The organism is Chitinimonas sp. BJB300, assembly GCF_002735695.1.
Classification (GTDB): domain Bacteria; phylum Pseudomonadota; class Gammaproteobacteria; order Burkholderiales; family Chitinimonadaceae; genus Chitinimonas.
In genome coordinates this window covers 1-25660 of the sequence record NZ_PDZH01000025.1, presented here as the reverse complement: position 1 = coordinate 25660, position 25660 = coordinate 1, and the positions used below count along the sequence as shown (strand labels likewise).

At 54.5% G+C, this 25660-nt stretch carries 13 protein-coding genes and 2 tRNA genes; 10 read left to right on the top strand and 5 right to left on the bottom strand.

Features of this window, described 5'->3' with window-relative positions; all coding sequences use genetic code 11:
- Positions 1 to 37: 37 nt before the first annotated feature.
- The 3 genes from macA to CSQ89_RS06270 are packed head-to-tail and all read left to right on the top strand — an operon-like array spanning position 38 to position 4472.
- Entirely contained in the window at positions 38 to 1177 is a 1140-nt protein-coding gene (gene macA / locus CSQ89_RS06280; protein WP_099405327.1) for a macrolide transporter subunit MacA, read from the top strand.
- The gene (locus tag CSQ89_RS06275; protein ID WP_099405326.1) at positions 1177 to 3117 is read left to right on the top strand and encodes a MacB family efflux pump subunit; all 1941 of its coding nucleotides are present in this window, start codon (positions 1177 to 1179) and stop codon (positions 3115 to 3117) included. Before macA ends, CSQ89_RS06275 begins: the two co-directional genes overlap by 1 nt.
- Positions 3114 to 4472 carry an efflux transporter outer membrane subunit gene (locus CSQ89_RS06270; RefSeq protein ID WP_099405325.1) on the top strand — a complete coding sequence of 453 codons (1359 nt, stop codon included), beginning with the start codon at positions 3114 to 3116 and terminating at the stop codon, positions 4470 to 4472. The genes CSQ89_RS06275 and CSQ89_RS06270 overlap by 4 nt, the downstream gene beginning before the upstream one ends.
- Positions 4473 to 4768: 296 nt before the next feature.
- Here the strand turns inward: CSQ89_RS06270 and CSQ89_RS22400 are convergent, their stop codons facing one another.
- The 3 genes from CSQ89_RS22400 to CSQ89_RS06250 form a co-directional block, all read right to left on the bottom strand.
- Entirely contained in the window at positions 4769 to 4939 is a 171-nt protein-coding gene (locus CSQ89_RS22400) for a hypothetical protein (protein ID WP_158228914.1), read from the bottom strand.
- Positions 4940 to 6570: 1631 nt separating this feature from the next.
- Positions 6571 to 6646: transfer RNA gene (locus CSQ89_RS06255), tRNA-Lys, on the bottom strand.
- Between the two features lie 23 nt (positions 6647 to 6669).
- Positions 6670 to 6745: transfer RNA gene (locus CSQ89_RS06250), tRNA-Lys, on the bottom strand.
- Between the two features lie 725 nt (positions 6746 to 7470).
- Between CSQ89_RS06250 and CSQ89_RS06245 the strand changes: the two genes are divergently transcribed.
- Positions 7471 to 17685, top strand: coding sequence for a retention module-containing protein (locus CSQ89_RS06245; protein ID WP_099405323.1), 10215 nt, complete (start codon positions 7471 to 7473; stop codon positions 17683 to 17685).
- Between the two features lie 102 nt (positions 17686 to 17787).
- On the opposite strand, the gene CSQ89_RS06240 is transcribed toward CSQ89_RS06245, so the two are convergent.
- Positions 17788 to 18207 carry a VOC family protein gene (locus CSQ89_RS06240; RefSeq protein ID WP_099405322.1) on the bottom strand — a complete coding sequence of 140 codons (420 nt, stop codon included), beginning with the start codon at positions 18205 to 18207 and terminating at the stop codon, positions 17788 to 17790.
- A 445-nt stretch (positions 18208 to 18652) separates the two neighbouring features.
- Here CSQ89_RS06240 and CSQ89_RS06230 point away from each other — a divergent pair, with 445 nt between their 5' ends.
- Genes CSQ89_RS06230 through CSQ89_RS06205 form a run of 6 tightly spaced genes read left to right on the top strand, consistent with a single transcriptional unit; the run spans position 18653 to position 24470 of the window.
- Positions 18653 to 21475, top strand: a complete 2823-nt coding sequence (locus tag CSQ89_RS06230) for a monovalent cation/H+ antiporter subunit A (protein ID WP_099405320.1) — start codon at positions 18653 to 18655, stop codon at positions 21473 to 21475.
- Positions 21466 to 21807, top strand: coding sequence for a Na+/H+ antiporter subunit C (locus tag CSQ89_RS06225; protein ID WP_099405319.1), 342 nt, complete (start codon positions 21466 to 21468; stop codon positions 21805 to 21807). The genes CSQ89_RS06230 and CSQ89_RS06225 overlap by 10 nt, the downstream gene beginning before the upstream one ends.
- Positions 21804 to 23390 carry a monovalent cation/H+ antiporter subunit D gene (locus CSQ89_RS06220; protein ID WP_099405318.1) on the top strand — a complete coding sequence of 529 codons (1587 nt, stop codon included), beginning with the start codon at positions 21804 to 21806 and terminating at the stop codon, positions 23388 to 23390. The genes CSQ89_RS06225 and CSQ89_RS06220 overlap by 4 nt, the downstream gene beginning before the upstream one ends.
- A complete protein-coding gene (locus CSQ89_RS06215) occupies positions 23387 to 23875 on the top strand; it encodes a Na+/H+ antiporter subunit E (protein ID WP_099405317.1) in 489 nt (162 codons plus the stop codon). The genes CSQ89_RS06220 and CSQ89_RS06215 overlap by 4 nt, the downstream gene beginning before the upstream one ends.
- Positions 23869 to 24138: a K+/H+ antiporter subunit F gene (locus CSQ89_RS06210; protein WP_099405316.1), complete on the top strand. Its 270-nt coding sequence runs from the start codon at positions 23869 to 23871 to the stop codon at positions 24136 to 24138. The genes CSQ89_RS06215 and CSQ89_RS06210 overlap by 7 nt, the downstream gene beginning before the upstream one ends.
- The gene (locus CSQ89_RS06205) at positions 24135 to 24470 is read left to right on the top strand and encodes a Na+/H+ antiporter subunit G (RefSeq protein WP_233202974.1); all 336 of its coding nucleotides are present in this window, start codon (positions 24135 to 24137) and stop codon (positions 24468 to 24470) included. Before CSQ89_RS06210 ends, CSQ89_RS06205 begins: the two co-directional genes overlap by 4 nt.
- Positions 24471 to 24660: 190 nt before the next feature.
- Here CSQ89_RS06205 and CSQ89_RS06200 read toward each other — a convergent pair whose 3' ends face one another.
- On the bottom strand, positions 24661 to 25350 hold the full coding sequence (locus tag CSQ89_RS06200; protein WP_099405315.1) for a thiol:disulfide interchange protein DsbA/DsbL: 690 nt from the start codon (positions 25348 to 25350) through the stop codon (positions 24661 to 24663).
- Positions 25351 to 25660 lie beyond the last annotated feature (310 nt).

The following is a 25660-nucleotide window of genomic DNA, read 5'->3' as shown; positions in this document are numbered from 1 at the left end:
ACGACAAAATTCATTTGCTTAAAACGGCTTGAGTTAAATGAAATTTGCCAATCGCAAGCGAGTTTTTATCTATTTGCCCATTGTGGTGGCGCTGGGATTTTTGGGCTGGAAGGTTTTCTTTGGTAGGTCTGAACCGCCCCAGCATCTGACAACCCCTGTTACAAAAGAAGACTTGAAGCAGGAGGTGCTGGCGAGTGGGGTATTGAAAGCCATCAAACAGGTGGACGTGGGTGCCCAGGTAAATGGCCAGCTTAAGAAGTTATATGTCGAAGCTGGCAGTACCGTGAAAAAAGGCCAACTGCTTGCGGAGATCGATCCGGAGCACGCACAGAACGGGCTCAAAGGTACACAGGCTAATCTGGATTATCAATTGGCGCAGCGTGACGTTACGCGGGCAGGCTTGCAACAGGCCAAGCAGGAGCTGACACGTCAACAGGCGATGATGCGCGATGAATCCACAACGCAAAAATCGCTGGAAGCCGCCTTGGCAGAGGTCAAGAAGCAGCAAGCGACACTGCTCGGCCTGGAAGCGCAAATCCGAAGGGCGCAATCCGAACGAGATAAAGCAAAGATAGATTTGGGCTTTACCCGCATTCTCGCGCCCATGGATGGCGAAGTGCTCAGCATTGAAACCCAGGAGGGGCAAACGATCATCGCTGCGCAGCAGGCGCCGGTCATCCTCAAGCTGGCAGATCTTTCAACCATCCGGGTGCGCGCCCAAGTGTCCGAAGCCGACATCATCCGTGTAAAACCCGGTATGGAAGCCTATTTCACCCTGCTGGGCGACACTGAAAAGCGTATCAAGGGGCAGGTACGCAGCATTGAGCCCAAGCCCGAGAAAATCAACAATGCCATGTTTTATAACACGCTGTTTGATGTCCCCAATCTGGACCAGCATTTGCGGGTGGACATGACGGCACAGGTAGGCATCTTGGAACGCGAAGCCCGTCAAGTGTTGGCTATCCCGCTATCTGTGCTTGGCCCTGTGGAAAAGGATGGACGATATCCGGTACAGGTGCGCAAAGCGGATGGACAGCTTGATACCCGGCAGGTACGTATTGGTTTAAAGACCGCAACACGTGCTGAGGTACTCGAAGGCCTGAGGCTTGGGGAGCAGGTGGTTACACGTGTCAGCCATAAGCCGGGCGAGGATGGTTCGGGTTCGGTAGGCTTCTGATGACTACGCCACTCTTACAGTTGTCCCATGTCTGCCGCCGTTTTCCTTCTGGTGGCGGTGAAGTCACGGTACTGGATGATATCAATCTGACCGTAGAGCATGGCGAAATGCTCGCCATCATGGGGGTTTCCGGCTCGGGCAAATCCACCTTGATGAATATTCTTGGGTGTCTGGATTCACCGACATCAGGACAATACCGGGTTGCGGGTCAGGATGTCAGCGTTCTGGACAGTGATGCGTTGGCGAAGCTGAGACGAGAACATTTTGGTTTTATCTTTCAACGCTATCACCTATTGCCCAATCTGAGTGCCCAGGGCAACGTGATCATGCCCGCTATCTATGCTGGGGATAAAAAAGAAGAACGTACGCTGCGTGCCAATGCGTTGCTCGAACGATTGGGCCTGAGTGACAAGCATGTGTATAGACCTAGCCAGCTCTCTGGTGGGCAGCAGCAGCGCGTATCCATCGCACGTGCATTGATCAATGGTGGAGAGGTGATCCTGGCGGATGAACCCACCGGTGCGTTGGATCGCCAAAGCGGCCGCGAGGTGATGGCAATTCTCAAGGAATTGAATGCTGCGGGGCACACCATCATTATCGTCACGCATGATCCGGGTATTGCTGCACAGGTACCACGCACGGTGGAGATTCAGGATGGGCGAATACTCAGCGATTCACGGCGGGCGGAAGAAAGCAGATTAGATACCGCAGAGAAGCGGACTACGCCGGTAGAACGCCCTGCCTTTGCTTGGTGGGGACGATTCAGCGAAGCATTCGCGATGGCATTGCGCGCCATGCTGGCTAACCGTCTGCGCAGTGCATTGACTATGCTCGGCATTGTCATCGGTATTGCCGCAGTGGTGACTATCGTCGCGCTTGGAGAAGGTGCACGTAATTATGTGATGGACAGTTTCCGGTCCATCGGCACCACTACCATCGATATCTACAGGGGCCGTGACTTTGGCGATGACACGGCTGCAAGCATTCAAAGCTTAAGCCAGGGAGACTTGGCTGCACTGGCTGCGGAATCCTATGTAGATAGCGTTACACCCAGTACCTTTCTCACTTTGCGGCTTCGAGCCGGAAACGTGGACGTCAATGCCACTTTGCAGAGCGTGGGTGAACAGTTCTTCCAGGTACGTGGCCTCAAACTGGCACAGGGACGCCTATTCAATGCCGAGGACGTCCGCGAGCGGCGTCCGGTGTTGGTGATCGACGACAACACGCGACGCAAGCTGTTTGGCGATACAGATCCGATAGGCCGCATTGTACTGGTCGATACTATGCCGGCCCATGTCATTGGTGTGGCTGAGCAGGAGCGGGGGCGTCCTGGCAACCAACTACAAGTGTGGGCACCCTATACAGCTACAGGTAGCAGATTGCTGGGGCGCAATCACTTTGATGGTATTACCGTCCGGATTAAAGAAGGGCAGTCTCCAGCGCTGGCAGAGCAAGCGATTATTGAGCTGCTGACAAAACGCCATGGCACGAAGGACTTCATGACGTACAACATGGACAAGATATTGAAGTCGATGGAACGCTCAATCCGCATGTTGGCGTTGTTGCTGACGCTCATTGCGGTGATTTCCCTGCTTGTTGGGGGAATTGGTGTGATGAACATCATGCTGGTGTCGGTGACAGAGCGTACGCGGGAGATCGGTATCCGCGTGGCGGTAGGCGCACGGCAAAGCGATGTGATGCAGCAGTTCCTGATCGAGGCTGTACTGGTTTGTCTGGTGGGCGGCTTGTTAGGGGTGTTGTTGGCGGCAGGGGTTTGTGCCCTGGTTTCAGTATTCTTCAGCAGTTTGAGGTTGAGCCTGCCCCTAGAGGCTGTATTGCTGGCGTTCGGCTGTTCGACATTGATTGGTGTGCTGTTTGGCTACTTGCCGGCGCGCAATGCCGCAAGGCTCAACCCTATCGAGGCATTGGCACGAGAATGAAGTCGCTATATGTATTGCTATGTGCCGGTCTGGTTACCGGATGCATGAACTCTCCCTATCACCGTCCGGCATTGGCGCTGCCGGAGCAATGGTCGGTGACGTCCAATGAGTCGTTGCCCAAGCGTGCGGATGATTGGTGGAAAAGCTTTGATGATCCTGTTTTGTTCGATCTGATTACCCAGGCCCGCTTGCGCAATCCGGATGTGATCAAGGCTGCAATCAAACTACGGCAGGCAGAACTGGATGCCGGGATTGAGGAAAACAAAGCAGGACCTGTTGTTTCCACCAGCCTTTCTGGCAATAGAACCTATGCCTTGAACAACCAGGGTGTCGGGTCAAAATCCACAAGTAGCAAGCTTGGCATAAGCTACGAAGCCGACCTCTGGGGGAAGGTGGATGCCACCTTGCGAAAGTCCCAACTCACTTGGGAAGCAACCCGCTACGACGAACAAGCGGCCCGGCTGAAGTTGGAAGCCGATACGGCTTCCCAATACTGGACACTCGCCGCACTGCTTACAGAGCAGTCAATGTCTGAACAGGCGTTGGAAGAACAGCGCCAATTGCTAGGCCTGGCCCAAAGCCGCCTGCAATATGGTGAGGCCAGCCGTAGTGATGTGGTGCAGGCTGAGCTGGCGCTATTGAATGCTGAGAAAACCCTGCGGCAAGTATCGACAAAGATTACGACGCAGCGTAATAAGTTGGCATTGCTGCTTGATAGACCTGTCGGTTCGCTTCAGCTGCAAGTTCTGCCATTGTCCTTACAGCCTGTGTTTCCCTCCATCAGCGCGGGGTTGCCGGCGGAGATTTTGTCGCGCCGTCCCGATGTCATGGCGAAAGAAGCACGTTTAAAAGCAGAGTTGGCTGGAATAGACGTTGCGCGCGCCAGTTTTTATCCAACTATGTCGCTGACGGGGGAGCTGGGCACGACAAGTACCGTGCTTTCCAGATTGTTCCAAAATCCTGTCGCTACATTGGGTGCTTCACTAAGCCTGCCTTTCCTGGAGTTAAATAAACGCAAGCTTGAAGTCGCCAAGCAACGCGCATCCTATCAACTAGCCGAGGTGGATTTCCGCAGCCAGCTTTACCAAGCCTTGGTTGAAGTGGATGACAGCCTGCAGAGTCGGCAACAACTACAGCGCGATACCGATGCAGGGGAACAGATAGTGACACTGGCCAGACTTGATCAAACTCTGGCGTTGAGTCGTTACAAAGCAGGGGATACAGAGCTGAAAACCGTCTTGGAAGCGCAAGCCAAACGGCGACAAGCCGAGCAGACATTGCTGACGCATCATTTGGACCAGTTCAAAAATCTGGCAGAGTTATTCAAGGCCGTGGGGGGCGCACCGCAGGATTGATAGCCGGTTATGGTGCAGTGAAACATCAACAGACCCTGGGCAGTTAACAATTTAAAAGGCGGCTAACTGGTTTGAAGCAAGGTAACCAGTTGACCGCCATCGTAGGTCAGTTTTTCGTCAAAGTACGATGAACTTAACCGGTGTGCCTACCCAAATACATAGTGCTATTGTGGTCCCTACGTTGGAAGTGGGCCCAAACGCGAAACACAGCACCGAGGGCAAGCTTGAGATGGCAACAACATACTGAAGCCTGCATCTTTACCGAGGGTACGGGTGTATGCATTTATGTTGCGTGATCACCATGCATGGGTACAGGCGATCGTGGCGTTAGGAAAGGCAGCAATGTCCCATTCTGAAGTAGTGAAAGACAAATCCATCAGTGGAAAGCCATCGGCTGCACCGAATCCGGTATCGCTGAACATGCCACCGGAAACATAATCAATGTCCATCAAGTCTAGTTCTTGCATTTTGCGCTCCTAAATACGATTTCTGCCGCTGCGACTTATTTAAGCTGCGGAATTAGTTACAGTGAAAGTAGCTTGGGGACAAGAAAGATTGAGCTTTTGCGTTATGTCTGTCAGTACCCACTGTTTCAGCTCATTGGGTAACTCTGTTTGCCCTATGGTTTTTACGACTTCGTCACAAGATGCGCTCATCACTCTCTCATAAGCAAACGTTCCGCCGCCTACTTGTTCAAGGTCCTGGTGGTTAAGTACTTGCATTGAATCTCTTTCTGTTTGCTCTGCTTGTTTAGACCGCGTCAACAGGGTGCTATTGACGGGGCGTGAGTGTAGGTGCGGCAAATTGAGAGCTTCAATGGGGCATCTGTCCCGATACGCTGTAAGCCATCCTGTTGTGACTAGCGCCCATGCAAGCGCCACCTGCGGATCTATTAGCTTTTATGAGGCATGGTGGGAATTTCCCTAGTCCCCCAAGAAATCCTTCATGCGTGACCAGAAACTAAGGCTGCAAGTCTTATTCTCGACTGTTGATAAGCTGCCGCCCCGTAGAAGGACGTGAGGCCCTTATCGCCGCGGCAGCCAGCAGGATTGAGACACGTAAATCAGCGTGAATTGCGCGCCGCAACGGACGCAGCCAATCAGGCTCTCCTCAGTGAAGTCGCTAAGCTTAAATATAGAAATCTATGTGAAAGCAAAGACCTGGCTGGCGGCGTTTGGCGGTATTGGAACAGATAGGCGACGCGAGCGCGCTAGAGCGAGAAGTGGCCGCGATGGTTAGGTTCTAAACAGGAATTTTTAGGGGGCGGGTTTCCTGTCCTGGTTTTGATGAACTGCCTGACTGCGCCATAGCGCCATTTCGCTTGGTATTTACAACCCTACATCTGTAGATCGAGCAAAATATGGTGCCAGTGGATTTTCCTCCGCTTACTTGCTCTCGTTCAGATAGATTCAGTTCATGCATGACATCTCCCACCGTTTAGCTGTGCCAATACACTGTATTGGCGGGAGACAAGTGTAGGTAAGGCAGCCAATGTCTTTCACTTGGCGAATCCCCTAGTACCGTATCGACGTCCTTGGTGGCGTCCACTGATGACGCGTGATTATGCAATGCCGCTACACAGATACTCCCCGCAGAGCTATTCCGACAGCTGGGGCACGATTTGAGTTCCGGCAAGTTCGGACCAAATCCTCCTCATGAGCGTCCAAAAGATAAAGCTGTAAGCCCTATTTTCTGCGGTCGATAAACTGCAACCAACAGACTATGCACACGTAGCAGGCTAGTCTTGCAGGCCCAATTTGCCCCAGTGGGCATAAACACTTTGCTACTTGGGGAAGGTTTGCGGCAGGAATCGCCACTGACAGCCCGTGCGCAGTAGGTACAACTCAGCGACGGCAGAGTGCTGACTTATGAATTGTTCTGATTACTGGCTTGATAAGGCCCGAAAGGCGTCAGCCTTCAGTATCGAGACTGGCGTGTGAAGGCTGCTACTTGTCTGTAACCGAGGCGGGGACAACGGCCCCAGTATCTATGTTCTGACGTAGATAAAAGCACAGCAGCGGAATAATTGTAGAACAGAGGGTGTTTTTATAGAACGCGGCTCCGAGCCTGAAAACAAGCTGGGAGCCGCGTAGATACTTGGTGGGGCGTGTCAGATTCGAACTGACGACCTACGGATTAAGAGTCCGCTGCTCTACCAACTGAGCTAACGCCCCAAGATTTACCGCTGAAGTTCCTTTGGTGGGTCGTGCGGGACTCGAACCTGCGACCAACGGATTAAAAGTCCGCTGCTCTACCAACTGAGCTAACGACCCGAAAGGAGCCGCGCATTATATCGACGTTTTTTTTTGCGTCAACTACTTTGTTCGGCAAGGATGATGACGTGGCTGGGGAAGACCCATTTGCCCTTTGTTTGCTGCTCACATGACATTCCAAGTTAAATGCATTTCCCGCCTGTAGGTAGTCAGCCTGCAATGAGAAGCAGCAGTTTCTTTTATATGACGAAGCGTTTGTATTCAATGAATGCAAATTCGTGATGAGGTTTAGATAGAAATCTGATCTGAGCGTATCGGCCACCCTGATGGTCAGCGCGCTGCGTAGCGAATTGCGCACACTCATAAGCAGGGGGATTTCCCGTATTAATGAAGTTAGTTAGTGGTTTAAATTTGAGCGAAACAGCTTGCCCAACGGGAGTATTTTCAATGCCGTCGGAATAATAGCTGGTGGGAGCAGCAATTTATGGAAATCATGGTTGGTTGGTGGCAGTCACTATTCAATATTGGCGTAGGTATTTGATTATTCTGAATTAAACAGAATCAATGTAATTGATATTTACCCCCTTAATAGAAAACCAAGTGTGGTCAATCTGCAATGGCAACCTGTTTATAACTACTTATTTAGACATAAATTATATCCAGATTGAATACAGGCTTGATGACGTGGGCGACGTAACCGCCTGTACTGAAGGACAGTATCGACGCCTGATAGTGCTTGCTAGCATCTGCGGTCTTTCAAGTCATTGCCTTTGCAGGAGTCGTTTATGGCCGCCGATCAAGTTCACGCGCAAGCGCGTTGTGTTGTGGTTCAACTGCAAGGTCAGGCTTGGGCTATCGACGGTAAAGGTGATCAACGCCAGCTGAAAGTTGGCGAAGCGGTGCAAGAAGGCGAGCAGATCATTACCGCTGCTGGCGCCCTATTGGAGTTGGGTTTGCCGGAAGGCCAATCCCTGCATGTCGCTGCCGAGCGTACCTTGTTGATTGACGCCAATTTGCTTGGGCAAGCCCCGGTCGATGCCAGTGAGGCCGCATTGAGCGAACTGAGAGCCGATGTCGACAAGATCATCCAGGCATTGAACGAAGGGCGGGATATTTCCCTTGAAGTCGACCCGACGGCAGCAGGCCTTGCTGGCGGGGAAGGGAATGATGCGCACGGATTTGTCCGGCTGCTACGACTTAGTGAGGGCAGCAGCACAGCAACTTTGCCACCGATATCGCCACGTGTAGGTGCGGCCATGGTGATTTCCGAGCTTGCCGAAGTTGCACCTGCTCGGTTTGTTACAGAACTGAAGGCTTATGACGATACCGCCACGGTGAGCGAGGATAGCCAGATCAACATCAACGTCATGGGTAACGACAGCAGTACTGGTGGGAGTGTGATGATCATTGCCGGCCAACCGATCGCGGCAAATGGGACGGTGACGGTCAACAACGATGGCACCTTGCGCTATACCCCCGCACGCCACTTTGTCGGCACCGATACGATTCACTACACCATAGCCGATAACCTGGGCCACACCAGCACCGCCACAGTCCGCATTACGGTTACTCCGGTCAATACCAATACGGCGCCCGTAACAAACCATTCCCAAGTCGCTACTACGGAAGACCAACCGGTATCCGGCAAGGTCGTGGCGACAGATGTCGACGGCAATGCGCTGACTTATAGCAAAGGCAGCGACCCAGATCACGGTACCGTGACAGTCGATCGCGACGGCAACTGGACCTATACCCCAGCTCTGGACTACCACGGTACGGACAGCTTCACGGTCACGGTATCGGATGGCCAAGGTGGCACGACCACCGCGACGATTGATATCAATGTGACCCCGGTTGATGACTTACCCGTGATTAGCCACGGTAGCGGTAGCGTGATTGAGAATATCCAGCTGAGTGCGACAGGCAACCTGACGGCCACCGATGTGGATAACCCGAGTCTGGCGTTTGTGGCGGCGAACTCAACGGGTCAATATGGCAGCTTGACCATCGACGCAGCAGGCAAGTGGGCCTATGTACTAGATAACCGTGCAGAGTTGCTGGGAGAAGGCGAGGTACGCCATGAGGCGTTTACCATCTCTCTAAGTGATGGCAATACGTCCAGCATCACGATCACCATTACTGGTACCAATGACGGTGCCGTGATCGGTGCAGGTGTGGGCGACAAGAACACCGGTTCGGTGACGGAAGACACCACGCTGGTCAGCAGTGGCAAACTGACAGTGACCGACGCGGATAGCGGCCAAGGGGAGTTGAAGCCAGCCAACATCACCAATGCCTACGGCACCTTCACGGTGGACAAGACCGGCAACTGGAACTTCACGCTCAACAATGCCGCTACCGAAGTCCAAAGTCTGACGGCAGGGCAAACGGTCACCCAGATCTTCGCAGTAGAAAGCCTGGATGGCACGCCATCCAGTGTCACCATTACCATCAACGGTACCAACGACGGCGCAGTGATTGGCGCGGGCGCGGGTGACAAGAACACCGGTTCGGTAACGGAAGACACCACGCTGGTAAGCAGTGGCAAGCTGACGGTGACCGATGCAGACCAGGGTCAGGCGGAGTTGAAGCCAGCCAGCATCACCAATGCTTATGGCATCTTCACGGTGGACAAGACCGGTAACTGGAACTTCACGCTCAACAATACCGCCACCGAAGTCCAGCTTCTGGCGGCAGGGCAAACGGTCACCCAGACCTTCGCCGTAGAAAGCCTGGATGGCACGCCATCCAGTGTCACCATTACCATCAACGGTACCAATGACGGTGCCGTAATCGGTGCAGGTGTGGGTGACAAGAACACCGGTTCGGTAACGGAAGACACCACGCTGGTAAGCAGTGGCAAGCTGACGGTAACCGATGCAGACCAGGGTCAGGCGGAGTTGAAGCCAGCCAGCATCACCAATGCCTACGGCACCTTCACGGTGGACAAGACCGGTAACTGGAACTTCACGCTCAACAATGCCGCTACCGAAGTCCAGCGTCTGACGGCGGGTCAAACGGTCACCCAGACCTTTGCCGTAGAAAGCCTGGACGGTACCCCATCCAGCGTCACCATTACCATCAACGGCACCAATGACGGTGCCGTGATCGGTGCAGGTGTGGGCGACAAGAACACCGGTTCGGTGACGGAAGACACTACGCTGGTAAGCAGTGGCAAGCTGACGGTAAGCGATGTGGATAGCGGCCAAGCGGAGCTGAAACCAGCCAGCATCACCAACGCATATGGCACCTTCACGGTGGACAAGACCGGTAACTGGCAATTCACGCTCAACAATGCCGCTATCGAAGTCCAAAGCCTGGCGGGGGGGCAAACGGTTACCCAGACCTTCGCCGTAGAAAGCCTGGATGGCACGCCATCCAGTGTCACCGTTGTCATCGTCGGGACTGCAGAAAGTGCCACGGTCGGTAGTGGCGTGGTGCAGGAAGACACCACGCTTACCAGCACAGGGACGCTTTTAGCTACAGGTGGAGCCGCCTTTGTGGCTGAAACACTGGCAGGTACCTATGGCAGCCTGAATATTGCACCGAATGGTCAATGGACCTACAGCCTAGCGAATACCAGCACGGTGGTGCAAAGCCTCAGTGGTTTGGACAGCAAGGTCGAGGTTTTCAGCGTTACCTTGTTGGATGGCACGACTACGACAGTAACAATTAATGTAGCGGGGTTGAATGATGATGCAGTGATTACGGGTAAAGCTGCTGGTGCAGTCACAGAAGACATCGCGGTAAACGGAACCGGCCAGCTTACCGACAGCGGCACGCTCAGTATCAGTGACGCAGATGCAGGCCAATCCAGCTTCCAGACCACAAGTGTCACTGCTAGCGCGGGTGCACTGGGTAGTTTGAACATCACCAGCAGCGGCAGCTGGACCTACAACGTCGCCAATAGCGCCGTGCAATATCTCAAGGCTGGTGAGGCCAAGCAGGAAACCTTTACGGTGCTGACGGCAGATGGCACGCCACATCAAATCGTTGTCACGATTACTGGTACCAACGACAAGCCTGTGATTGGCGGCAGCGCCAGCGGCAATGTGGTGGAAGCGGGCGGCATCAGCAACGCCAGTGCAGGCACCGCCACAGCCAGTGGCACGCTGACGATTAACGATAGCGACAGTGGTCAAAACACCTTCCAAACGCCAAGCAGCCTCAATGGCAGCTACGGCACCTTTACCTTCAACGGCAGTGCCGGTGCCTGGACTTATGCCTTGGATAACAACAAGGCCGCAACGCAAGGTTTGACGCAGGGACAAGTCGTTCACGACACCCTGACGGTTACTAGCCTGGATGGCAGCGCCACGCAAGTGATTGATGTCACGGTGACGGGCAGCAACGACAACGCCAGTATCCACGGCGTCACTACCGGTGATGTGTTGGAAGATGGGGCATTGTCGACATCAGGCGTATTGGCGGTGAGCGATGTGGACAATGGGGAAGCGGTATTCCAGACACCAACCAGTCTGGCAGGTACCTACGGCACCTTTACCTTCAACCCCCTGACTGGCGAATGGAGCTACACCGCGGATAACAGCAAGATCCAATTCCTGGGTGATAAGCAGCAGGTGACGGATACGCTGGTGGTACATAGTTTGGATGGCACGGCGACCCAAGACATTGTGGTTACGATTACAGGAATGAATGATGGTGCGGTGATCGGCAAGGGTGTGGGCGACCAAGTCGCAGGAGCTGTCATAGAGGACAGCGTCTTGATGAGCAGTGGCAAGTTGACCGTTGTTGATGCTGACCAAGGAGAAGCAGCGCTGAAGCCGAGAACAGAGGTTGATACCTACGGCACGTTCAGCGTGAATAAGGATGGCAACTGGCAGTTCGTGCTCAACAATACGGCCAAGGCGGTACAAGATCTGGTGGAAGGGCAATCGATCACCAAAATCTTTATGGTGGAAAGTGTGGACGGTACGCAGTCCAGTGTTGAAATTACCATTACCGGTACCAATGATGTCCCAGTAATCATCGGAGATGCCGTCGGTGCCGTCACGGAAGACGCAGCCTCGCCGACATTGACCGACAGCGGCACGCTCACTGTCAACGACGCAGATGCAGGCCAATCCAGCTTCCAGACCACAAGTGTCACTGCTAGCGCGGGTGCACTGGGTAGTTTGAACATCACCAGCAGCGGCAGCTGGACCTACAACGTCGCCAATAGCGCCGTGCAATATCTCAAGGCAGGTGAGACCAAGCAAGAGGTCTTTACCGTTCTGTCTGCGGATGGCACGCCGCATCAAGTTGTCGTGACTATCATGGGCACCAACGACGTGCCGACGATTGCTGGCAGCGCCAGCGGCAATGTGGTGGAAGCAGGCGGCGTCGGTAACGCCAGTACAGGCACCGCCACAACCAGTGGCACGCTGACGATCAGCGATAGCGACAATGGTCAGAATACCTTCCAAACGCCAAGTAGCCTCAATGGTAGCTATGGCACCTTTACCTTCAATAGCGGCACCGGTGCCTGGACTTATGCCTTGGATAACAGCAAGGCAGCAACACAGGGTTTGACGCAGGGACAAGTGGTTCACGACACCCTGACGGTTACTAGCCTGGATGGTAGCGCCACGCGTGTGATTGATGTCACGGTGACGGGCAGCAACGATCACGCCAGTATCAGTGGCACTGATACCGGGGGTATCACGGAAGATGGTCAGCTATCGGCGAAGGGCAAGTTGACCGTAGTTGATGTGGATAACGGCGAAGACGTGTTCCAGCCGCCAACCAGTCTGGCGGGCACCTACGGCAGCTTTACTTTCAACGCCACAACCGGTGATTGGGGCTACACCGCGGACAACCGCGCCATCCAATCGCTAGGTAGCACTAACACCGTAACTGAGACGCTGACAGTTCGAAGTATTGATGGCACGGCATCGCAGGCCATTGAAGTGAAAATCCAGGGTATGAACGACGCTCCGACTGGTGCGGACAAGTCCGTAACGATTCTGGAGGATAGCCGCCAGACCTTCACCGCAGCAGACTTTGGCTTTAGTGATGTGGATGCAGGTGACAGCTTAAGGGCGGTTAAAATTATTGCAGTGCCGATGGTGGGCCGTTTGCAGTTGGGGGGCGCATTAGTTGCAGCAGGGCAGGTAATTGTCGCTTCGGATTTGGCCAGGCTGGTGTTCATTCCGGCTGACAATGGCAACGGCAACGATTACGCCAAGTTTACGTTTTCGGTCCAAGACCAAAGCAAAGCTTTTGATACGGTGCCAAACGCGATTTCTATCCATGTGACACCGGTCAATGACACGCCGACTGGTGCGGACAAGTCTGTCACGATTCTGGAGGATGGCAGCAGGACCTTCGCGGCAAGGGACTTTGGTTTCCAAGATGTGGATGCTGGCGATAGCTTGAAGGCAGTACGGATTGATACGCTACCGGCTGCGGGTAGCTTGACCTTGGACGGCATGGCCGTGACGGCTGGCCAGGTGATCGCGGCGGCGGAGTTGGACAAGCTGGTGTTTACGCCGGCGTCGAATGGCAACGGCAACGATTACGCCAGCTTTACCTTCTCGGTACAAGACCAGGCCAATGCCTTTGATACGGTGCCAAACACGATTTCTATCCATGTGACACCGGTCAACGACGCACCGACTGGCGCGGACAAGTCTGTCACGATTCTGGAAGATGGCAGCAGGACCTTCGCGGCAAGGGACTTTGGTTTCCAAGATGTGGATGCTGGCGATAGCTTGAAGGCGGTACGAATCGACTCACTGCCGACTGCCGGCGTGCTCACCTTGAATAACGTATCGGTGACGGCTGGCCAGGTCATTGCGGTGGCGCAGCTAGGTAATCTGGTCTTTACACCGGTGGCGAATGGCAACGGCAACGATTACGCCAGTTTTACCTTCTCGGTACAGGACCAGGCGAATGCCTTTGATCCGGTGCCAAACACGATTTCTATCCATGTGACACCGGTCAACGACGCACCGACTGGCGCGGACAAGTCTGTCACGATTCTGGAAGATGGCAGCAGGACATTCGCGGCAAGGGACTTTGGTTTCCAAGATGTGGATGCTGGCGATAGCTTGAAGGCGGTACGAATCGACTCACTGCCGACTGCCGGCGTGCTCACCTTGAATAACGTATCGGTGACGGCTGGCCAGGTCATTGCGGTAGCGCAGCTAGGTAATCTGGTGTTTACGCCGGCGGCGAATGGCAACGGCAACGATTACGCCAGCTTTACCTTCTCGGTACAGGACCAGGCCAATGCCTTTGATACGCTACCCAATAAGATATCCATCGATGTGACTGCGGTGAATGATGCGCCGACTGGTGCGGACAAGTCTGTCACGATTCTGGAAGATGGCAGCAAAGCGTTCACCGCAGCGGACTTTGGCTTTAGTGATGTGGATGCTGGCGATAGCTTGAAGGCAGTACGAATCGACGCACTGCCGATTGCCGGCGTGCTCACCTTGAATGGCGTGGCGGTAAGGTTAAAGCAGGTGATCGCAGCGGCGGAGTTGGGCAAGCTGGTGTTTACGCCGGCGGCGAATGGCAACGGCAACGATTACGCCAAGTTCACGTTCTCGGTACAGGACCAGGCCAATGCCTTTGATACGCTACCCAATAAGATATCCATCGATGTGACTGCGGTGAATGATGCGCCGACTGGTGCGGACAAGTCTGTCACGATTCTGGAAGATGGCAGCAAAGCGTTCACCGCAGCGGACTTTGGCTTTAGTGATGTGGATGCTGGCGATAGCTTGAAGGCAGTACGAATCGACGCACTGCCGATTGCCGGCGTGCTCACCTTGAATGGCGTGGCGGTAACGTCAAAGCAGGTGATCGCGGCGGCGGAGTTGGACAAGCTGGTGTTTACGCCGGCGGCGAATGGCAACGGTAACGATTACGCCAGCTTTACCTTCTCGGTACAGGACCAGGCGAATGCCTTTGATCCGGTACCGCAGACGATCACTATCAATGTCACCGCGGTCAACGACGCACCGACCGGTGCAGATAAGCTCGTCGTCATCCAAGAAGATGGCAGCAAAACCTTCGCCGCCGGGGACTTTGGTTTCCAAGATGTGGATGCTGGCGATAGCCTGAAAGCGGTGCGGATTGATACGCTACCGACAGCCGGCGCGTTAACCTTGAATAACGTCTCGGTGACGGCTGGCCAGGTCATTGCGGTGGCGCAGCTAGGTAATCTGGTCTTTACACCGGCGGCGAATGGCAACGGCAGCAACTATGCCAACTTCACTTTTTCGGTACAAGACCAAGCCAATGCCTATGACACGGTACCTAATAAGATATCCATCGATGTGACTGCGGTGAATGATGCGCCGACGGCGGGTGGCGGCATGGTGAGTGGCACGGAAGATACGCCGCTTGTGCTCAGCTGGGCCCATTTCAATGTGGCGGATAGGGATACGGCGGCGGCCAATCTGTTGATCAAAGTCACGAGCGTGCCGAGTGATGGCCTGCTGCAGTACTCGACCGATGGGACAAACTGGCTTGCGGTGACGGCCGGCAAGAGTTTGTCTAATACCATGTTTGATGCGGGCAGAGTTCGTTTTATGCCTGATGCGAATGAGTCGGGGGCGGATAGCTTTGGCGGCAGCGGTGTTGGGAACAAGCAGGCGGACTATGCACGGTTCACCTATGTTGCCAACGACGGTAGTGTGGATTCGGCCAGTGCAACGATGCGTGTTGATATTGCGCCGGTTGCCGATGGGGCAAGCTTGACTGGTGGGGCGGTGGGGGCCGGCAATAGTGGTGCACCGCCTGCTGGCAATGGTTTGACTGTTAGCCAGTACAACTCGCTGGCCAATGTGAGTCCAGCTGATGTCGACACGGTTCCCGAAGTGCAGCGGCTATTGGATTTGTTGAACGCAGCACAAACAGGGACTAGCACTATTTCGGCTACCCCGAAAAGCGCCGTAATTCCTGCCGATGGTGCTTGCCGTATCTCTGGACTGATCTATCTGGAAGCGGGCAAGAGCTACACCTTCAGTGCTTATCAGGACGACACGGGGTTGTTGCGGGTTGGCGGCACGGAAATACTGGCGCGACCGTATGATAGCTGGGGCAATATCGCTGGCAGCGAATTACGACCCACGGTAAGTGGTTACTACACTATTGATTGGGCGGTTTACAACGGCAGCGGGGTTGGCGCCTTTCGACCTTCCCTGAGTGTGGATGGCGGCACAGCCCAGGAGCTGAATACCACCAATTTCAGGTTGTATAGCTCTTTGGGGCAGTTGAATACGGTAGGTGGGCTGCACAATGACCCGGTATTGGGCGCGGACAGGGTGGGGGGCTATTACCCGCAAGTGAATCAGGGCATGGAAGATTCGTCCATCAAGCTGGGTGCGTTGCAATATGGATTGATCGATACCGATGGCTCGGAAACGCTGGGTGCCTTGATTGCTAAGAACCTCTTGTTAGGAACGGTGCTGACAGATGGCACCCATACCTTCACCGCGACGACAGGCGGCACCAGTGTTGATATCACAAGGTGGAATCTGGCCACATTGAAGTTGACGGCACCTGTCAACTTCAATGGCACCTACAACCTGGAATTGGAAGGCCGTAGCACTGAGACCGCGACGGGGGTGAGCAAGGTCAATACCACCACCATTGCCATTGGCGTGGCGGGCGTAAACGACGCCCCGGAAGCGAGGGATGATTCAGCAACCGTGGTGGAGAATTCGGTCCTTTATAAGGTGCAGGGGAATCTGCTTAGCAATGACTCGGATGTGGACGGTGAAGTGCTGACAGCCAAATTGGTTAATGGTCGAAGTGCTGATTTGAGTAAAGATATCGCTACCAGCTATGGCACGATTCGTATCAATGCCGATGGTGCCTATACCTATACCCTCGACAAAGATAACGCGCGGGCGCATGCATTGCGAGCTGGTGAAACGATCAGTGACCGGATCAAATACACGATCACCGACGCAGCCGGCATGACCAGTACGGCTGTGTTGACGATCAATATCAAGGGAATTGATGACCAGGTCGTGCTTTGGGGTTCGAATGGCAATGATGTGATACGTGACCATTATGGTGAGAATGATTCACCGTCAGGTATCAGCAATAACGCCTTCACTTTGAACTTGGCAGGAGCTGCATTGGGGGCAAACCCTGCACAAGACCGATTTAGGTTCTTCGTTCCGAATTCAGCTGATGGTGTACAGGTAATCGATGCCGGTGCTGGCGATGATTATGTGGAGGCAGGTGAAGGCAACGATGTGGTGTATGCCGGTAGCAGCACCGACAGCGGCCATGCCTTTATCGAGATCCGGAACCATGCATTGATTGCAACGGATGATGGTGAAGGAAAGTTGCTGCAGAACAATGGGTCGTTCTTGTTCGCCCCAGCCTGGGTGCCGGAAGGTAGTCGTTGGGCGAATATCGTCAATGGTGGTGGTGGAAATGACGCATTGATTGGTGGTGATGGTTACGACTTGTTGTATGGCGGCCGGGATGATGACTATCTGTATGGCGGCAAAGGTATGGATGGCTTGCGAGGCGGTGCTGGGAATGACAGGTTGGAAGGTGGCGCTGGCAACGATGTGCTGCGTGGTGATGTTGGTGCGGATGTTTTTGCGTGGACCTTGGGTGACCAGGCATCCAGTGCAGGCGCTACACCGGCAGGTAGGGGTAACGACTTTGGTGTATTGCCCGGGATTAACTTGGTAACCGGCGCAACAGACTTGGTGATGGATTTCAGAAAGGCTGAGGGTGACAAACTAGACCTGCGCGATCTGTTGCAGGGTGAAGACCATTTGGGTGAGAGCGCCGGTAACCTTAGCAATTACCTGCATTTTGAATACAGCAATGGTCGTACGGTTGTGCATGTCAGCAGTGATGGTGGTTTTGCTAACGGGGTGTACGACAGCAGCAAGGAAAACCAATCCATCGTGTTGCAAAGTGTTGATCTGACGGTCAATGACGCGGGTGCTCGGTTGTTGAACGACAACGCCATTATTCAGGACTTGCTACGTAATAATCGGCTGATTACCGATTAGGCAGGCTGTTGTGCGGGCGTTTTTAGCGCAGTATTGCTAATGCGCAGCAGACTTTGAAAAAGAAATCCGGCAAGGTTAAGCCGGATTTTTTTTGACGGTGTGTTACCAGCTGCCAATATTGGGCATGGAAGCCCAAGGCTCTGTTTTGGGCAAAGGGTCGCCTGTCTGAAGCAGCTCTACCGAAATATTGTCTGGCGAACGCACGAAGGCCATATACCCATCGCGTGGTGGTCGGTTGATGACAACACCGTGGGCCATCAGGCGCTGACAGGCTTCGTATATGTTTTCCACTGCGTAGGCGAGGTGCCCGAAGTTGCGGCCGCCGGTATAGACTTCCGGGTCCCAGTTGTGGGTCAGTTCGACTTGCGCATCTTCATCGCCTGGCGCGGCAAGGTAGATCAACGAGAATCGACCTGATTCATAGTCTTTTTGCTTGATTATCTCTAGCCCAAGCGCATCCCGATAGAATTTTATGGATTCATCCAGATTGGTTACCCGTACCATTGTGTGGAGATATTTCATTTTTCAGCACCTTAAACGTCGTAGATGAATCAAGCCTATTCATTTCAGCGCATAAATCGCTGAAAAAGCACGAGTGTTGATTCTAACCTTGAGGCACCCCGGGTCTTTAAGTTATGTGGTTCTATCGAGTGAATGTTACCCGCTCGTTTGAGTGTGGGGATGCAACGGGAGGGTGTTTATCTTTATGAATAAAATGATATTTTTCGCTCCCGTGAAAAGAATCTGCTGCGCTTTTGACTAAAGAAATAGAAGACTACAAAGTAGAGTTCACTCTGTCAGCAAAGATGAAAACCCGTCTACAGGCTTTCGTTGTTATGGTTTGCCCGGGCTTGGAGCAGGGCGATGCTCTTGTTAAGTTAGATACCCGGTTGGATGAGCCGGGCAGATTGTCTTGTCTATTCACACTCGCCATCTTGTTACCCCGTTTGCTTGCCAAGGAACCCGAATGAACCTGCTGCTATTGGCAGCGCTGCCCTTTATTGGAGCCGCGCTGATGAGCTTTGTGCCCAATGTGGCGCGCCGTAACGCCGCATGGCTGGCGGGTGGTACGGCGTTGGGGGCATTGGCGCTGTTATTGAGTACTGCACCCACCGTATTTGGTGGCGATGTGCTGCGCTGGTCTGTGCCGTGGGTGCCGCAATTGGGGTTGGAACTGGGTTTCCGAATGGATGGGCTGGCTTGGCTGTTTGCCTTGTTGATTACCGGCATCGGTGCGTTGGTCGTACTCTATGCCGCGCACTATCTGAGCAAGAGCGACCCGCCGGCACGCTTCTTCTTGTTTCTTTTGTTGTTCATGGGCGCCATGCTGGGCATGGTGATTGCCGACAACCTGATCTTGCTGGTGGTCTTTTGGGAGCTCACCAGTCTTAGCTCCTTCTTGCTGATTGGTTATTGGCAAAAGGAGCCGGCTGCACGATCCGGTGCGCGGATGGCGCTGACGATAACCGGCGCGGGGGGCTTGGCACTGCTGGGCGGGGCGTTATTGTTGGGGCATATCGTAGGTAGCTATTCGCTGGATGCCGTGCTGGCGTCGGGCGAGCAGATTCGTGCCCATCCCTTGTATCTACCGGCGCTACTGCTGGTCCTTCTGGGCGCTTTCACCAAGAGTGCACAGTTCCCTTTCCATTTCTGGCTGCCTAACGCGATGGCTGCGCCAACGCCGGTGTCGGCTTATCTGCACTCCGCCACCATGGTGAAGGCGGGTGTGTTTCTGCTTGCTCGGCTTTACCCGGCCTTGGGGCATTCCGAGCCCTGGTTCTGGATCGTCTCGACGACAGGATTGGCCACCATGCTGATCGGCGCTTACGTTGCGCTGTTCAAGCACGATTTGAAAGGGCTGCTGGCTTATTCCACCATCAGCCACCTGGGGTTGATCACATTGTTGTTGGGGCTGGACCAGCCGCTGGCCATCGTTGCCGCAGTGTTCCATATCCTTAACCATGCCTGTTTCAAGGCCAGCCTGTTTATGTCTGCCGGCATTGTCGACCACGAGACCGGCACGCGAGACATGCGTAATTTGAATCACTTGATGCGCTTCATGCCGATCACGGGGACGCTCACCATGCTGGCCAGCGCCGCCATGGCAGGTGTGCCGTTGTTCAATGGCTTTCTTTCCAAGGAAATGTTCCTCGCCCAGACCATTCGGCCCGATTTGCCTACCCTGGCGCAGTGGGCCTTGCCAATCGGGGCGACGCTGGGCGCGTTATGCAGCGTGGCGTATAGCGTACGTTTTGTGCACGACACCTTTTTCAATAATCCTCGGTCTACGGTAGTCGCGAAGACCCAGCCACACGAGCCGGCATGGGGTATGCGCTTGCCCGTGGAGTTGCTGGTCCTGGTGTGCCTTGTGGTAGGGGTACTGCCTGCCCTGACCATTGGCCCCTTGTTGGCGATCGGTGCGCAAGCCACCCTGCATGGAGGGCCTTATGCGGCATTGCCCGACTATTCCCTTGCGTTGTGGCATGGTTTCAACCTTCCCTTGATGCTAAGCGCCATCGCGTTGTTCGGCGGCGTGGCGTTGTACTTCCTTTGGCAGAGCCGGGTGAACCTCCACACCCTCGAACGCACACCCATGCTGGGCAGGGTGAATGGACGGGGTGGGTTTGAGCGAGGCATCAATGCGTTGGTGCGAGGAGCGCGATGGCTGACGGCGGTCTTGCAAAACGGTAGTTTGCAGCGCTATCTGTTGTGCTTTGTGGTTATCACGATTTTGGCGGGCTTGGCGCCTTATCTTTTGAACGGTTGGTTACCTATGGGCCACATGCCATCGGCAACGCCTGTCAGCCCGGCTTTCGTTGCAGTTTGGCTGATTGGCATGGTTTGTACGGTGTCGGTTGTGCTGCATTTTGGCCAACGCCTGCTTACTTTGATTTTGCTGGGCGCAGTGGGCCTTACGGTTACGTTGACCTTTGTTTATTTCTCCGCACCGGACCTTGCCATGACCCAGCTTTCGGTAGAGGTGGTGACGACGATTCTGATGATGTTGGCACTCAATTGGCTACCCAAGGACAGTAAACCCGAGGGGCAGGCTTGGCGTAAGTGGCGTGACGGATTGGTTGCCAGTGCAGCCGGGTTGGGTGTAACCGGCATTGTGTATGCCGTCTTGACCCGTCCTTTTGATTCGATCGCGCCGTTCTACCTGCAAAATGCCCCGGCGTTGGGTGGTGGGGCGAATGCGGTGAATGTGATCATCGTGGACTTTCGTGGTTACGATACCTTGGGCGAAATCACGGTGCTGGGCATTGCTGCGTTGATTATCTCTGCCTTGCTGCGGGATTTTGTGCCGGTGGATTACACCCCTCAGCCGGGTGAGCCGACCCGCGACAAGCATCCCCTGATGTTGGCCATGGTGGCAAGAATGTTGCTGCCGCTGGCGGTGCTGGTGGCGCTTTACATCTATATGCGTGGGCATAACCAGCCGGGGGGTGGTTTTGTAGCCGGTTTGGTACTGGCTATTGCTCTCATCCTGCAATATGTCGCCAACGGGCAGCGCTGGATGGCTATGCGCAGTTCGGGTGATTTCCGCCCCTGGATTGCAGCAGGCTTGCTGATAGCGGGGATGACAGGTATGGGCAGCTGGCTGCTGGGAGCGCCTTTCCTTACCAGTAGCTATGACTACCCACTGATACCCCTTTTCGGCCATGTGCCCATTACCAGCGCCATGTTTTTCGACCTGGGTGTGATGTTGACTGTTACCGGCGCCACGATGTTGATGTTGGCTGCCATTGCCCGGCTGACTGCTGGTGCGGAGAAACCATTATGGAAATGATGCTCGCCCTGGCTGTGGGAACCTTGACCGGCGGTGGCATCTATCTGCTGCTGCGTGCACGGGTGTTTGATGTCATTGTCGGCCTGACGTTGCTGTCCTATGCCGTCAACCTGTTCATCTTCTTGATGGGCAGGGCCACGGTGGGCGCTGCGCCCATCATGGATGGCAAGTTCCTCCCCACGTTGCAACACTATGCCGACCCCTTGCCGCAAGCCCTGGTGTTGACGGCTATCGTGATCAGCTTCGCTATGACGGCCGTTATGTTGGTGATAGCGCTGCGGACGCGCGCCGAAACCGGTTCGGACCATGTCGATGCCCAGGAGCCGCAATGAGTAGTTGGCCTCACTGGATTATCGCGCCGGTTGTACTGCCTCTGCTGAGCGGTAGTTTGCTGCTCTACATTGAGCGGCAGTGGCGCAGCTGGGTGCCTAACCTGAGCCTGCTGTCCATGCTGTTGTTGGTGGTGATATCGGCGGGGTTGTTTGCCGAAGCTGGCAGCGGCCGCATCAATGCCTACCTGCTGTCCAATTGGCATGCTCCGTTTGGCATCGTACTGGTGCTTGATCGCCTTAGCGCCTTGCTGGTGGGGCTGACCAGCGTACTGGCGTTGGCTTGCCTGTTGCATGCGCGGGGCAGAGATGAGCAGCGCGGCGCGCATTTCCACAGTTTGGTGCACTTTCAGCTGATGGGCCTCAATGGCGCTTTTCTGACGGGTGATTTGTTCAATCTCTTTGTGTTCTTCGAAGTGCTGCTGATTTCGTCTTATGGCTTGCTGCTGCATGGTGCTGGTGCAGCGCGCTTGAAGGCATCGATTCATTATGTGAGTTTCAATCTGGCGGCATCGGCGCTCTTTCTGATTGCGGTCTCCCTGTTGTATGGATTGACTGGCACCTTGAATATGGCCGATTTGGCGCTGCGCGTGCTGCAGCTGGGGCCGGAAAATGTGCTGCTGGCGCAGTCGGCCGCCTTACTGCTATTGGTGGTGTTTGCGGTCAAGGCGGCGTTGTTGCCTCTGTATTTCTGGCTGCCCGATACCTATGGCAGTGCCACTGCGTCGGTGGCGGCGTTGTTCGCCATCATGACCAAGGTCGGGGTATATGCGATTGCGCGGGTATTTACACTAATTTTTGGCGTATCTGCGGGTGCGTTGGCCGAAGTGGCACAACCCTGGCTGGTGCCGCTGGCCATGGTTTCGCTCTTGTTGGGTGCACTGGGTGCGTTGGCGGCGCGCCAGCTGCGCGGGTTGATCGCGTATTTGCTGATTGCTTCGGCGGGGACGTTGTTATTGGCGATTGGCGTGGGTAACCCTGCGGCGTTAGCTGCTGGCCTCTACTATTTACCCGGCAGTACGTTGGCGTGTGCGGCGCTGTTTCTGTTGCTGGATCAAGTCGTATCGGCGCGTGGTGTGAATGGCGACGTTTTGCAGCCGGCTGCGTTTGATTTTGGCCGCCATCGACTTGGGTTACCGTTTTTCATCTGTGCTTTGGTGGCTGCTGGTTTGCCGCCATTGTCCGGTTTCCTGGGTAAGGCACTATTGCTGCGGGCTGCTTTGTCGCATGAGTCGGTTGGATGGATTTGGGCTGCGGTGCTGATGGGTAGCTTGCTTAGTATTCTTGCGTTGGCGCGGGCGGGAAGTGTCTTGTTCTGGGCATCGGACGATGCTTCGGTGCCATGTAGTAGTGGCCCCCTGCATGCTTTCAGCGCCCAATTGGCACTATGGTTGTTGATAGGGGTAGCGGTGGCTACCGGCGTGTTGGCCGGTCCTTTTAATCGCTATTGCCAGGCTGCCGCAACCCAGTTGTTTGGTCCGTATCTTTATATCGAAGCGGTAATGAGCAAGCAGCCAGTACCTGCACGTTTTGATGTGCGTAAGGAAATGCGCGAGGCGGGATTGAGCAAAGGGGGTGCGCAATGAAACGATTTTTTCCAGCCCCAGTGCTGAGTCTGGTGCTGTTTGTTGTGTGGTTGCTGCTCAATGGCAGTATTTCGGCGGGACAGCTGGCATTGGGCTTTGTGTTTGCGATGCTTATTCCCTACTTTACCCAGCGCTACCAGCCCGATCGTCCACGTCTGCGCAAGCCGCGTGTGTTGTTGCGGCTGTTGGGTATTGTGTTGTGGGACGTGATTTTGTCCAACCTCACCGTTGCACGGCAGATTCTGGGGCGTGAAAGCAAGCTATGTTCGCGTTTTGTCTGGGTGCCGCTGAAGATTCGAGATCCGCACGGTATCGTTGCCCTGGCCAGCATCATCACCATGACGCCAGGTACGTTGTCGGCTGATTTGACGGAAGACCGTCACCATTTGCTGGTGCATGCTCTGCATGTGGAAGATGAGGCCATGCTGATTGCCTGCATCCAGGCCCGTTACGAAGGCCCCTTATTGGAGATATTCGGATGCTGAGCACGGTTCTGCCCTTTGTCATCGGGATTTTCTGCCTTGCGTTGCTGCTCTGCTTTGGTCGGCTGCTGCGTGGCCCCAACCTTGCAGACCGCATTCTGGCGCTTGATACGCTATCGGTGAATGCCCTCGCGCTGCTGATTCTGCTCGGTATCTATTTCCAGACCACACTCTACTTCGAAGCCGCCTTGATGATTGCCATGCTGGGGTTTGTCGGCACCGTGGTCATGGCCAAGTTCCTTAACCGTGGGGATATTGCTGAATGAATGCCATGCCAACCTGGCTCGATATCGCGATCAGCCTATTACTACTGCTGGGTGCAGCCTTCGCCTTGATCGGCTCATGGGGGTTGTTCAAACTATCCGACTTCTTGCGCCGTTTGCATGGGCCCACTAAGGCCAGCACCCTGGGTGTCGGCTGCGTATTGATTGCATCAATGTTGTATTTTTCGCTACAGGGGACGATCAGCCTGCATGAACTGTTGATTACAATGTTTCTGTTTCTGACTGCGCCGGTATCGGCCCATATGTTGGTTAAAGCCGCGATGCGACAGTCACCTGATCTGCGGCCGCCCGAGCCGGATGAACCCAGGTCATGAAAAAAGCGCCCGGTTGGGCGCTTTTTTCATGACCTGTTTACAATCTTGCTGCGCAGCCGTGATCAGGGCTCATGTGCTGCTCGAAAGCCTCATGTACCCAAGTACATTCCGGTTTCTGCGCTGCGCTTCACCCCGCTGACGACTGCTCGCGACAGATCGTAAACAGGTTCTTAATAGGTGAAAGGCGTGTTTATTTCTTCACCGCGGGTTCTTTCTTCGCGGCTGCTTCTTTCGGGGCACTGGTGGCACCGCGTTCCTTGGCGATCAGCTCATCCATGATCTTGAAAAAGCGTTTCTCGTCGCCATCCGTCTTGGAGGGCGATGTCTTGTACTTGCCGTTGATGATGAAGGTCGGCACGCCATCAATACCGTAGTCGCGTGTCAGCTGGGTGGCGCGCGCAAGCTGCGCCTGTGCACCAAAGCCCTTGTAGGCAGCTTCAAACTGTGGACGGTTCACACCCTGTTTGGCAACCCAATCAAACAAGACCTTTTCGTCACGCAGTTCTATACGGTCCGCCTGTATCGCCTTGAAAACAGCGGGGGTGACGGCATCGGATTGCTTGATAGACTTCAGCGCATTGAATACTTTTGCGTGGCCTGCCATGTCACTACGCCCATCCCACATTACATGTTCACGCCGTAATACAACATCCTTGGGTAGGGTTTTGGCCCAAGCCGCCACCATAGGCTCCAGATGGTAGCAATGTGGACAGCCGTACCAAAAGAATTCAAGCACTTCGATTTTGCCAGGTGCCTCTGTTGACATGGCTTTGGGCATGTAGTCGAAGTCAACGCCGGCGCGCGGTTCGGCGTAGCTGTTGAATGCAACCAGCGCCAGGCCGGTAGCGATAAGACGGGTGAAAAGCTTGGCAATCCGCATAGTGACTCCTGTAAGAAAGAATGGACGCTACTGATGGCTTAGAACCTGTTTACGATCTTACTGCGCAGCTGTGATCAGGGCTCATGTGCTGCTCGAAAGCCTCATGTACAAAAGTACATTCCGGTTTCTGCGCTGCGCTTCACCCTGCTGACAGCTGCTCGCGACAGATCATAAACAGGTTCTTAACTGATGTTACGCAGTGCATACGATAACCTGTCGCCATGAAGAACAAAGAACTCGATTTGTACACCGACTATTTGCTGAGCACGTTTGGCGCGGCGACAGCAACGGGCTTGTCGGCGATGGTAGG

Excerpts from the sequence above, each read along its gene's own strand:
- CSQ89_RS06220 (WP_099405318.1), top strand. The coding sequence starts at position 21,804 with ATGAGTAGTTGGCCTCACTGGATTATCGCGCCGGTTGTACTGCCTCTG.
- CSQ89_RS06230 (WP_099405320.1), top strand. The coding sequence starts at position 18,653 with ATGAACCTGCTGCTATTGGCAGCGCTGCCCTTTATTGGAGCCGCGCTG.
- CSQ89_RS06240 (WP_099405322.1), bottom strand. The coding sequence starts at position 18,207 with ATGAAATATCTCCACACAATGGTACGGGTAACCAATCTGGATGAATCC.
- CSQ89_RS22400 (WP_158228914.1), bottom strand. The coding sequence starts at position 4,939 with ATGCAAGAACTAGACTTGATGGACATTGATTATGTTTCCGGTGGCATG.
- CSQ89_RS06245 (WP_099405323.1), top strand. The coding sequence starts at position 7,471 with ATGGCCGCCGATCAAGTTCACGCGCAAGCGCGTTGTGTTGTGGTTCAA.
- CSQ89_RS06275 (WP_099405326.1), top strand. The coding sequence starts at position 1,177 with ATGACTACGCCACTCTTACAGTTGTCCCATGTCTGCCGCCGTTTTCCT.
- CSQ89_RS06210 (WP_099405316.1), top strand. The coding sequence starts at position 23,869 with ATGCTGAGCACGGTTCTGCCCTTTGTCATCGGGATTTTCTGCCTTGCG.
- macA (WP_099405327.1), top strand. The coding sequence starts at position 38 with ATGAAATTTGCCAATCGCAAGCGAGTTTTTATCTATTTGCCCATTGTG.
- CSQ89_RS06225 (WP_099405319.1), top strand. The coding sequence starts at position 21,466 with ATGGAAATGATGCTCGCCCTGGCTGTGGGAACCTTGACCGGCGGTGGC.
- CSQ89_RS06215 (WP_099405317.1), top strand. The coding sequence starts at position 23,387 with ATGAAACGATTTTTTCCAGCCCCAGTGCTGAGTCTGGTGCTGTTTGTT.
- CSQ89_RS06205 (WP_233202974.1), top strand. The coding sequence starts at position 24,135 with ATGAATGCCATGCCAACCTGGCTCGATATCGCGATCAGCCTATTACTA.
- CSQ89_RS06270 (WP_099405325.1), top strand. The coding sequence starts at position 3,114 with ATGAAGTCGCTATATGTATTGCTATGTGCCGGTCTGGTTACCGGATGC.
- CSQ89_RS06200 (WP_099405315.1), bottom strand. The coding sequence starts at position 25,350 with ATGCGGATTGCCAAGCTTTTCACCCGTCTTATCGCTACCGGCCTGGCG.